At 71.5% G+C, this 11,321-nt stretch carries 4 protein-coding genes and 3 pseudogenes; 5 read left to right on the forward strand and 2 right to left on the reverse strand.

Annotated features, from left to right (window positions below):
• Positions 1-153: 153 nt before the first annotated feature.
• The gene (locus AB0A94_RS35550; RefSeq protein ID WP_361750774.1) at positions 154-543 is read left to right on the forward strand and encodes a transposase family protein; all 390 of its coding nucleotides are present in this window, start codon (positions 154-156) and stop codon (positions 541-543) included.
• 132 nt (positions 544-675) lie between these two features.
• On the opposite strand, the gene AB0A94_RS35555 is transcribed toward AB0A94_RS35550, so the two are convergent.
• Positions 676-1,290 carry a hypothetical protein gene (locus AB0A94_RS35555; RefSeq protein WP_361750743.1) on the reverse strand — a complete coding sequence of 205 codons (615 nt, stop codon included), beginning with the start codon at positions 1,288-1,290 and terminating at the stop codon, positions 676-678.
• Positions 1,291-1,353: 63 nt separating this feature from the next.
• Between AB0A94_RS35555 and AB0A94_RS35560 the strand changes: the two genes are divergently transcribed.
• The 4 genes and pseudogenes from AB0A94_RS35560 to AB0A94_RS35575 all read left to right on the forward strand — a co-directional run.
• Positions 1,354-1,770, forward strand: a complete 417-nt coding sequence (locus AB0A94_RS35560; RefSeq protein ID WP_361750744.1) for a MerR family transcriptional regulator — start codon at positions 1,354-1,356, stop codon at positions 1,768-1,770.
• Between the two features lie 202 nt (positions 1,771-1,972).
• Positions 1,973-2,176, forward strand: a pseudogene (locus tag AB0A94_RS35565) (IS6 family transposase); the annotation flags it as partial.
• 244 nt (positions 2,177-2,420) lie between these two features.
• Positions 2,421-2,699, forward strand: a pseudogene (locus AB0A94_RS35570) (transposase); the annotation flags it as partial.
• A 2-nt stretch (positions 2,700-2,701) separates the two neighbouring features.
• Positions 2,702-3,190 (forward strand): annotated as a pseudogene (locus AB0A94_RS35575) (DDE-type integrase/transposase/recombinase); the annotation flags it as partial.
• Positions 3,191-3,281: 91 nt separating this feature from the next.
• Here the strand turns inward: AB0A94_RS35575 and AB0A94_RS35580 are convergent.
• A complete protein-coding gene (locus tag AB0A94_RS35580; RefSeq protein ID WP_361750745.1) occupies positions 3,282-11,318 on the reverse strand; it encodes a beta-ketoacyl synthase N-terminal-like domain-containing protein in 8,037 nt (2,678 codons plus the stop codon).
• Positions 11,319-11,321: the final 3 nt, after the last annotated feature.

Genomic DNA, 11,321 nt, shown 5'->3' on the forward strand with positions numbered 1-11,321 from the left:
GCGCTCGAGCATCAGCTCCTCGACCTCGCGGAAGCTGAGCGGGAAGCGGAAGTACAGCCACACGCAGTGCGCGATCACCTCGACCGGGTACCGGTACCCCTTGTACGACGGGTCCGCCGGCCGGCCGCCGGGCGCAAGGACCGGGAGGAGTTCATCTCCGGCAAGAACAAGCAGAACGCGGTCAAGACCATGGTCGTCACGGACGGCGACGGCCGGGTGCTGTTCTGCAGCTCGACCAGGCCCGGCAGCTGCGCGGACATCGCCCACGCCCGCCAGCTCGGGCTGGTCAAGCTCCTGGCTGACGGGCCCGCGGTGGAGATCCTCGCCGACGCCGGCTACCAGGGCCTGGGCGCGCAGACCGGCGGCCGGGTGATCACACCACCGCACCGCAAGTTCAAGAAGAACGCTCCTGACTGGTACGAGGAGATGTACGAGCGGCAGCGCAAGGCGCACTCCTCGAGGGGGATCCGGGTCGAACACGGCATCGCCCACTTGAAAAACTGGCGGGCCCTGACCGCCACCTCGGCCGCCGCGAACACATGAGCTGCACCGTCCAGGCCGTCGCCGGCCTGCTGTCCCACCAGCAGACCGCGGACCTGACCTCGGCACGACCGATGTGAACGCCGAGCCCCGCCGCGATTCTCGACGCCTCACCGCCTACCGTGCACGAGCTCGCTAGATCGTCGGAGTGATGGCGCCGAACGGCTCATAACCAAGAGCGTCCGAGTGAGTCGAGTCAGCCCATTCTTCGATGACGATGACCTCGGTCGGATTTCCGTCCTCGTCGCGGCCGACTCCGAGCGTGGCGCGGACCAGACCTGGCGTTTTTTCGCCGCGCAGCCGGGCTGTCTGCTGTTTCACCAGCGCTTGGACGCCCGCGTCGTCCGTGGCGGGAAGCCGCCGTGTTATCCACTTCTCAGCGACCGTGTCGACGTGCGCAACCACAGCGACAATCTCGGTCAGCGACCGATCCCGCTCGATATTGGGGACCCGGTCGTCGATCGCCGCGCGAGGGATCGACGCGACGTGGTGAACGTAGTGGTCGCGTGCGGCGGCGGTGGTCCACAGCGATTGGAGGAACAGCGTCGGTTCTGCAGGCGAGTGAAGCACCGAGAACTGGATCAGCCCGTCGGACCAGGGCATCGCCTCCAGTGCGCCGCGAGCGGCTTTGTCCGCCTCTGCTGCCGTGGGCAACCGCCACCAGCTGTCGATTCGGGCTTTGGCATCGTCATGGTGAGTGGCAGCGTGTGTTGGCCGCATCGCTCGGGCTTGGTTCTGCTGATCGGTCATGCTTCCACTCTGGATGTTAAACATTTGTTGAAGGCAAGGCCTCGGTGGTGGGAGAGTGCTGTCATGGCAGACACCAGGGATCTGACTGATGCGCCGCCGACCGCTGGTCCACGCGAAGCGGGTTTGACTGTTGGCGACGTCGCTCGGGAGTCAGGAGTTGCCACTTCGGCAGTGCGCTTCTATGAGCGGTACGGCGTGATCGAGGCAGAACGAACCAGCGTCAACCACCGGGTTTTTGATCAGTCGGCGGCGTGTCGGATCAAGGTGGCCAAGTTGGCCCAGGGCGTCGGCTTGACCGTTCGCGAGATCGCAGAACTGCTCGCCGACTTGCCCCCTGATCCCCAGCCTGACGACTGGGCCAAGACCGCTTACGAATTGATGGACGAGGCTGAGCGTCGAGTGGCCGCACTGCGCGGCTACCTGACGGAGATCACCTCTGCCGGCAAGCTCTGCGAGGTTGTCGACCGGATGAGTTACTGAGGTTGAACTCGTGATGTCGTCTTCGGCGATCAGGGGCTGGTGGTCAGTCCTGTCTCGGTGAGGCAGCCGTCTATGAGGTGGCTGCGTACCGGATGTGGTGGAGACCGCGTCGGATGGTCTGGACGAGGGGTGTTGTCAACCTGGTTGGCGGGCTGAGTCCCTGGGACGATTCTCGGGTCGTTGGGCACCGGGAGGGGACGCCATGGCGCCGTCGTACAAGGGGTTCCGGTACCCGGCGGAGATCATCGCGCACTGCGCGTGGTTGTACCACCGCTTCCCGCTCAGCTTTCGCGAGGTCGAGGAGCTCATGCTCGCCCGCGGCGTGGTCGTCTCCCATGAGACGGTCCGGCAGTGGTGCGCCAAGTTCGGACAGACCTACGCAGGCACGCTGCGCCGCAGACAGCCTCGGCCCGGGGACAAGTGGCTCTACCTTCTTGAACGGGTTGGTTCTCCCGTTCGTAGGGTGAGGACACCCAGGGGAGTGGGGTGTGGCTGACAAGTGGCTGCCGTTCGTGGCTTCAGATGCTGGGCCGCCCGGCTCCCCACGACGACTCGGCCGCCGATTGGGAAGTGCGGACAAGTCGCTGTGTAGAGCAATGCCGGCGAGGTCGTCCGTGGTACGCAAGGCAAGTACGACCGAATGGAGCACGATGAGCCGGATATGGGCGGGGATCGACTGCGGCAAGACCCACCACCACTGCCTGGTCCTGGACAGCGAGGGCGACACGCTGCTGTCGCGTCGGGTGGCCAACGACGAGCCGGAGCTGTTGAAGCTGATCGGTGATGTCCTGGACCTCGCCGACGGCGGTAAGACGACCTGGGCGCTGGACATGACCGGCGGCGAGCCCGGCCTGCTGATCGCCCTGCCGGTCAACCATGGTCGGGAACTCGTCCACATCCCCGGTATAACGGTCAACCGGGCCACCGACAGCATCCGGACGAGGTCTTCGTCAGGATCAACGGAGAGCGGAAGTACCTGTGGCGGGCCGTGGACCAGGACGGCACCGTGCTGGACATCCTCATGCAGAACCGCCGGGACAAGGCCGCGGCCCGGCGCTTCTTCCACAGGCTGCTGAAGAGGACCGGTGCGGTGCCGCGGGCGGTAATCACCGACAAGCTGCGTTCCTACGATGCGGCCCACCGCGAGGTCATGCCCTCGGACGAGCACCGCTCGCACAAAGGCTTGAACAACCGGGCCGAGAACAGCCACCAGCCCACCCGGCAGCGCGAACGCGCCACGAAAGGCTTCCGTAGCGTCGGCGGAACCCAGCGGTTCCCGGCCGCGTTCAGCGGCATCCCACCCCACCTCCGGCCCCGCCGCCACCTGATGACCGCCACCGGCTACCGAGCCGAGATGACCATCCGCTTCGCCATCCGGGACCAGATCACCGGCGCCGCCGGCCAGCCCGCCAAGGCCTGAGCACCGGCCCGGAACCCGGCCCCTCCCCACGCCCCGACGCGCCGCCAGAGACCCACGCACCCAATAATGTGACAGCGCCCCTCAGAGGTACCTACGGCCGGTCCACTTGGCGGGAGCCGGCACCGTACCGGTCCCCGGGCCAGGCATCTCGGTCGGGGAGAGGGCAACGCACCACCACCACGTCCGCTCCGTGTTCGACCCGCACCGGCCAGACCGTGCCGGGGGCACCGGCCACCCAGGCCGAGCGCAGGTCGGCTGCCACCTCGATTTGTCCGGGATGGGCCCTGGCCAGGCCGGACACGTGCTCCTTGACGGCGATGCGCGTGCTGCGTTCGAGTAGCGGAAGACCGGCCGGAAGCCGGTAGATCCGTGAGGTGGTGCCCGGCAGGGTGTCGAACCGGCGGACCGTGTCGACGGAGAGTGTGGTGATCCCGTCCCGGGTGCTGGACAGACTGGCGGTGAGGACATACCGGAGGCCCGTCGCGAAGGCCCTGCGGTCCCGCAGCGGCACCCCTTCGATTCCCGGCAGGCGCACCAGGATCTCCACCAGCCTCAGGCGCGCCACGACCCGGGTGCCGATCTGGGCCTGGACGTCGATCACCGGCAGCAGGTGGTGCCCCTGGTCGAAGCCGGCGAACCGGGCCTCGACCCGCAGCTCACCGCTGGTCGGCAGCGGCTCGTACAGGTCCAGCCAGGGCAACCGGTGGGGGAAGCCGACCAGGTCCTGGGACAGGCCAGGAATCCACCGCCAGAGCGACTGGGACGGGATGGCGTGCAGGAAACCGTCGAGCAGCCCCTGCCCCAGCTGGCCGAACGGCGTGGTGCCCCGTCCGGCGTCGAGCACCGCGCTGGAGCCGGTGGAGCCCACGGTCAGTGAGGTCAGGTACTGCAGCGCCGGGCCGTGGAACAGCTCCGCGGCCTCGTACGGGTCCGGCTGCGGCCGGCCGTCGGGGAGCGGAGGAAACAGGGCCGGGGGAGGCCCCGGCACGGTTCCGGTCAGTACGGTGGCCTCGCCGACCACCTCGTACCCGGACAGTTCACCGGCCTCCCGCCAGACGGAGAGACGAACCGCGGTCCCTTCCCCGGCCGCCGGTTCGGCGTCGGTACGGATCCGCACGGGGCCGGGCAGGGGAAGCCAGCGGTGCAGCTGAACCTCGCGCAGGCCGACGACCGGCTGACCGGTCAGCCTGGCCGCGGCGGTGGCGAGTTGATCCACCGTGGTCATCAGGGGCACCGCGGGAACCACGAAGTTGGGCCGGTGGTCGTCCAGCCAGGTGTCCACTGCCGGATCCAGCTCCAGCTCCCGCACGGCCGGATGGCCGTCGACCACCCGGACCCCGATGCGGGGCAGGTGGTAGATGCGACGTCCGTCGACCCACAGCCAAGCCTCGGCACATACGTATCGGCCGCGCGCGTCGGTCCCGTACTCGGTGATCTCGGCCTCGAACGTGACCAGCCCGTCGCTCGGCACCACCTGGCCCCGGTAGAGCCAGCGCACCTCGTGACCGACGGCCACGGACTCGAAGCGTGGGGCGGTCAGCCCGGTGCCGGCGTCGCGTTCGAGGAGGTACCACTGGAGCAGCTGGACCACACCTTCGAGGCCGAGGGATCCGGGTTGCACCGGGTCGGTGAAGAAATGGGCGCGGAAGTACCAGTCCCCGGCGTCGACCTTGCGCTCGGCGCGCAGCCGGCCAAGTCCCGCCCGTCCGGCATCGGGCCAGTACCCGGTGACCCGGTCCAGCATCAGCAGCATCGGTCCAGGCAGCCGCAGGGAAGCGGAGCCGTAGCGTTCTTGACGATGCCGCAGCTCCACCACCCGGTCGCAGGGTTCGGCCAGCCGGGCGCGTTCGGTGGCGGTGGGGGGCAATCCGGGCTGCCGGGCGAACGAGGCCACCGGGAAGTACCCGAACTGCGTGGACAGTTCCATGACCGGCAGCAGGGCGCCGGTCTCGTCGACCGCCTCGCAGGAGACCTCGAACGGGACGAGGGTGACGCCGTCGAACTGCGAGAGGTCCCCCACCTCGACCCTGGTGCGCAGGGTGCGGGTCCCGGCCGGGATGTCCCGCAGGACGGTGCCGTTCCCCTGCAGGTTGCGGAAGAACAGTTCGGGGGCGTCCGGTGGCTGCGGCACGAGCAGGCTCGCGGCCATCCCGCACGGTTGCAGGACCACCTCGTTGAGCACCGCGAACGGCATCACCCGGGTCCCGTTTTCCTCGAAGTACCAGGCCTGTTCCGGTACGTCGTACTCGGCGACCAGCCAGGAACCCGGGCGCGGCCGGTCCGGTTCGAGGCCGGCGTCGACGATGCGGGTGACGAACAGGTAGGGCGGGCCCGGCAGTCGAGCGCAGCGCTTGCCGCCGTCGAACTGGGTTCCACGGGTGCCGAACGCGCTGGGCCGGCCCCAGGCTGCGGCCAGCATCAGCGGGAAGTCCGCGCTCCGTCCGGCGAGAGTGGCCGCCGCCGGGTCGGGGCACAGACCGCGCAGGCCACCGAGCACCGGCAGCGGCACCGGTGCCCCACTGGTCTGAACGGCGGGCGGCCCCAGCCACCGCCAGTACTCCAGGGGCCAGTCCGGGACCAGTGCCAGCCCCACCCCGGAGGCGTGGAAAGCGGGCAGGCCGTCCACCGTGCAGAGCAGGTCGGCACGGAGCGTGGGCCGGGGATGGGACGACAGTCCGCTGACGAACACCTCGTAGCGGACCCGACGGCTCTGGGGGGTGACCTGCCCCCGGCAGCGCATCCGGTAGGACTCGTCGGACACCGGCTCGAACCGCCAGCCGTCCCGGTCAAGTGTGAAGCCCAGCGCGGCCAGATAGAACGCCATCGCCTGCACGCAGCCCTCGAACATGAGCGTGCCAGGCATGCAGGGATCGTTGTGGAAGTGGCCGTCGAAGAACCAGTCGTCAGGCCGGACCTCGCTCTCCGCACGCAGGTAGCCACGACCCCAGGGGCCCCCGGCGGGATCGAGTTCGCTCACCTCGTCCAGCAGCCACAGCCGACCCTCCCCGGGAGTCGGGGTACGCACATGGGCGCGCGACACATCCCAGCCGGGGCCGAAACAGTCCGCCGGTCGGCCCTCGGCGAAGGCGCGTACGGCGTCGGGACCGAAAGCGGTGGCGGCCGGAGGAACAACGGGCGGGTCGACCGCCCCTGCCGGTGACGGTTTTGGGCTCCAGCGCACTCCTTGCGAACCGGCGAGTTCCGCGTCGGTGAAGTAACCGGCCTGGCCCTGGCGTACCGACAGCCGCAGCTCCTCACCGACGTAGCAGTCGCTGCGGAAGAAGAACAGCCGCACGCCGTCGTGCTCGGCATGGCCCTCGACGTGGATCTCGTACCGCAGCGTCTCCCCGACGGCCGGCCGCGGTCCGTGGTACGTCACCTCGCAGCCCAGCAACCGGTAGACCCGGTCGCCGTGGTCGAGCAGGTCCACCCCGAGCCAGCTGATCAGCAGCAGGTCGGCCTGGCCGGCCTCGATGAACAGGCCCGCGGGCATCCGGCCGGCCGGATCCAGGTACCAGGCGTCCGGGGCGACGTAGGTCTCTGTGTGAACCGTGCCGGTGGACATCGAACCGGGTTCCGCGTCGAGCCGGGTGACCCGGTCCACCAGGAGCATCGGGGGGCGCGGCAACCGGGTCTGCCGTCGCTTGTAGTCCTGCGCGCGGAAGGCGGGACCGAAGACGTCGGAGATCCGCCCGTGCGCCAGGTACTCCAGCCGGGCACGGTCCAGGGGCAGCGACAGTCCCCGCGTGGGCCGCTCCGGTACTGCCGGTCGCCACGGCAGGGGCGGAGAGCCCGGTGACGGGATCGTCACCGGCGCGGGCTCGATGGCCTGCGGCAGGTGCGCGGGATCCGGGGCGGGGGACAGGGCTCGGTCACCGCCGGCCGTCACGGCGGTGACCGAGCCGATCACCAGCTGCCGGGTGCGGAGGAACGCCGCGTGAGCCTGGCCCTGCCGTTCCAGGAACTCCCGCTGGGCGACGGCGAGACGGGCGTGGTGGGCGGCGGCAAGTGCCGGCACCGGATCGTCGGCAGCGGCCACGGCCGGCGCCCGGCGGTTCGCAGCGGCAAGGGGCGGCACCGGGTGGTCCGCAGCGGTCACCGGGCCGATCGACGCGGCTCGTGCGACGGGTACAGCCCTGGCACGCGGCGAGGCCGAGCCCTGGGCATCAGAGGAGACCGCCGTACCGGGACCGGCCGGCGCGCCGACCGGTTTCGTCGGTACCGTCGCCGGAGGCGATAGCGGCGCAGGTTCCATCCGCTGCTCCGGATGATCTGTTCCGGGCAGCCGGATCGCGGGCGGGTGCGCCGGCAGGGTGATCGTCCTCCCCGGATCAGCCGGCAGCCTGGCGGCCGCTGTGAGCCGGTCGAACAGCGGCGCGGGATCAGGGCAGACCCCGGCGGCGACGAGTTCGGCGACCGCGTCGCACAGCTGCCGCACTCCCCGTCCCGGCACATCGAGCGCCACCGCCAGGTGGTCCCGGTCCGCCAGGATCCGGCGGATCGACCGGGTGCGCCCGCTCTGCGGGCCATGCTCGATCAGCACGCGCACCCCGTCCGTCCAGGCCCGCTCGACCACCTTCGGGTAGTCGAGCGTGCTGGTCATCTGGGTGAGCAGCGCGTCCGCGACGTGGTCCGGATCGACCGGGTACGGCTCGCCGGTGGCCGCGCTGTAATAGCGGATGCCCGGCGTGGGACTGGTCGGCCGGCGGTGCAGGGCGCGAAATGCGGCCGCGACCTGGTTCGCCTCGGGGGCGTGCGCCACCATCTGGTACCCGTCGGCCATCGGGAGCCCGGGGCCGATCCGGTCCAGCACGCGTCGGCAGGCCGCGTCCAGTCCGCCGATCACGCACGTGTCGGGCGAGTCGACGGCGAGCAGGTGTGCCAGTGGTTCGCCTGCCAGGGCGGCGCGCACGTCGGCTGGGGTCGCGTGCACCAGGTACTCGGCCCAACGCCCCCGTTCCTGGCCGTGTCCGCGCCAGAACCGGTGCGCCGCGCGGAACTCCCCGGACAGGTCGAACCGGAAAACGTCGCTGTCGGAGACCGCCTGGTACAGGCCGGCCGCGTCGGGCCACGCCCCGAGCACGATCAGTGCGGTGGACTCCCCGGAGGAGAAGCCGATCGCCGCGTCCGGCCGCAGCCCCAGCAGGCTCTGGGTGATCTCGCCGTGCAGGGCGGCGAGTTCGGTGGTGTCCCGGATCCGCGTCACGACCGGGACCGGGTCGGTGCCGGTGGGGTGCCGGGGCTCCGGCACCGGGACGGGCCGGGCGGCTTCCTCGGTGCGGGGGGCGCGCAGGGCGAGTCGTAGTTCCGCCCCGCACCCGGGATAGCTCGCCTGGCCGCTGGGGAAGACGAAAGCCATCTCCCCGCTCGTGGGGGCGTCCTGGTAGGCGATCCGGTCCGGGCGGGGCCCGCCGGACGTCAACCAGTGGCGTGCGACCGCCAGCCGTTCGCGCAGCGTCTCGGAGACCTGGTCGACCACCACCACGAGGCGAGCGGGACCGGTGTCGGACTCCCGTCCGTCGGCCAGTGCGGCCAGCACCTCGGCCCGATCGGCGCCGGAGAACACGTGACAGCGGGGCGCGATCGAGGACCACGGCAGCGGCGGGCCGGCCGGGCGCAGGCGGACCGACATCGGGGAGGCGCCCAGGGGCGTCACCCGGGCGCAGGCGGTCAGGGGCGCGTCGGCGGGCAGCGCGGCCGCACCCGACCGTGGCACCGCCTGGTGGTGGACCGCGATCGCGGCCACCGCCACGGCGAGCGCGCCGTGCGCGGCATGGGCCGTCCCGAACAGTTCGCTGTGGTCGTACCGGGCGGTGACGCGGGGCGTGGGCGGCCGGCCGGACGGCTCGCCGTCCCCTCCGGTCACGTCCCGGTCGTCCCCGTCCTCCTGGTTCCCCGCCCGGCCCCTGTCGATCTTGTCGCCGTCACGATCGGGCGGGACCTCGTGATCCCGGATCCGGTGGGTCCCGTCCGTGCCTCCGGCGTCCGCGTCGCCGACCAGCAGGTCGGCGGGGGCCGTCCGGGCCGTCGCGTGGTCGAGCAACGCGATGACCTGGTCGCCGTCCTGCTCGGCGTCGGTCAGGCGTTTCAACACCAGGACGACGGCCACGTCACCACCGGGCCGGTGATCTCCCAGCGCGCCCAGCGCCGCCAGGTGCACGGGCTCATGGGACAGGTCGACCGCGCCGGCGAGCACCGCGTCCGCCTCCCCCGCCCGCAGCGCCCGCGCCCCCAGATCCAGGGCGACCAGGCCGGACGCCTGCTCCGCGCAGACCACATGGCTGGGGCCGCGCAGGTCCAGTTGGGCGTTGATCCGGTGGGCCACCAGGTTGGGCATGGTGCCCGGCACGGTTTCCGGGAGCAGCGGAGCGCGGAAGGCGTCCGGCCAGTCCGGCACCGGAGCGGGCAGGCCGGAGGCGGTGTCCCAGCCCGGCGCACGCCAGCGGGCACCGGGACGCGCCGCCTCGGGGTCCGTGCCCATGCCGATCAGGACCATCGTCCGGTCGGGCGGCAGCCGGGTCGCGGAGGCGGCTTCCCGGGCCGCCTCCAAGGCAAGGACCTGCTGCGGCAACGCCTCGGCCAGATCGGCCGGAGGGAACCGCAGCCCGGCCAGCGCGACCTCGATGGAGCGCCGGGGGCCAAGGCTGGGCGCGCCTTCCAGGACCGCGTGACACAGGTCCCGGTAGCCGGTCCCCGACCCGGCCCGTGCACCGATCGCCACGATCGCCACCCGCTGGTCCACCCGTGGCCGGCTGGAAACAGGGCGGGGGGAGAGGGCAGCGGGGGATGCGGCCCGACCGGGCTCCCAGGCATCGACGACCACATGCGCGTTGGCGCCGCCGAATCCGAACGCGCTGACCGCTGCCCTGCGCCGCCCGCGCCACTCCTCGGCCTCCCGCAGCAGTCGCAGCGGCGTTCCGGCGAGCACGTCCAACGGCGCGTCCGCGTGCAGGGACGGCGGCCGCACCCGGGCACGCAACGCACCGAGAACCTTCAGCAGACCGGCACCGCCGGCCGCCGCGAGCGGGTGTCCCAGGTTGGACTTGACCGAACCGATCGGCAGGTCCACCGCATCAGCGAACACCTCACGCATCACCAGTGCCTCGGTCACGTCCCCGCTCGGGGTGCCCGGCGCGTGGCACTCGACCAGTGAAACAGTCTCCGGTGCGATCCCGGCCGAGGCGTAGGCGGCGCGCACGGCGCGCTCCTGACCGGCCCGGTCCGGGGCCAGTAGGCCACCGCCCACGCCGTCGTTGCTCAGCCCGATGCCTCGGATCACGCCCAGGACCGGCATGCCCTGGGCGAGTGCGTCATCGAGCCGGGCCAGTGCGAACAGCACCGCGCCCTCGGCGGGCACCAGTCCGTCCGCCTCCCGGTGGAAGGGACGGCTACGGCCCGACCGGCTCATCGCGGTCAGCGCGCAGAACCCCTGATGGATGTAGAGGCTGTCGGCGGCGGCCACCGCCCCGGCCAGCACGAGGTCGGCGTCCCCGTCCCGCAGCCGGTCGCAGCCGGCTTTCACCGCGTACAGGGAGGAGGCGCAGGCGGCGTCCAGGGCATGACCGCCGGCGCCGAGGCCGAGCGCGCGAACGGCCAGATGGGCGGGGAGACCGGCCCCGAACCGGTTCAGGGGATCGGGGCGGAAGTCGTCGCTCGGCCCCGGCCGCCCCCGACCGGACAGCCACACGTGCTCGGCGTAACGGGCCATGGCCGTGGTCGGGTACGCCAGGTTGCCCAGGACCAGCCCCGCGCGGCCGAGATCGGGCCGGCCCGCCTCGTCCAACGCCTGCCGGCCGGCGTGCAGGACCCAGCGGAACACCCGGTCCAGTGGGGCGATCTCGGCCGGGGGCAGCTCGAACCCGGTCGGGTCGAACGCCTCGTCGAAGCCGTGGACGTAGCCTCCGATGTCGGTCCAGATCCGATCGGTGTCACCAGGTGCACCCGACACCCGTGCCAGCGGCACCCGCCAGCGTCCGTCGGGCACCGGTGACAGGGCGGAACGGCCTGCGGCGATCTGGGCCCAGAAGATGTCCGGGTCGAGCGCACCGGGCAGTACACAGCCGCGCCCGACGATCGCGACCGGTTCGAAGAACGGCGCCTGCCGAGGAGTCGCCTCCAAAGAACGCATCCG

It is taken from the genome of Streptomyces sp. NPDC044984 (assembly GCF_040646935.1).
In the GTDB taxonomy this organism is placed as follows: Bacteria; Actinomycetota; Actinomycetes; order Streptomycetales; family Streptomycetaceae; genus Streptomyces.

Excerpts from the sequence above, each read along its gene's own strand:
- AB0A94_RS35555 (WP_361750743.1), bottom strand. The coding sequence starts at position 1,290 with ATGACCGATCAGCAGAACCAAGCCCGAGCGATGCGGCCAACACACGCT.
- AB0A94_RS35560 (WP_361750744.1), top strand. The coding sequence starts at position 1,354 with ATGGCAGACACCAGGGATCTGACTGATGCGCCGCCGACCGCTGGTCCA.
- AB0A94_RS35580 (WP_361750745.1), bottom strand. The coding sequence starts at position 11,318 with ATGCGTTCTTTGGAGGCGACTCCTCGGCAGGCGCCGTTCTTCGAACCG.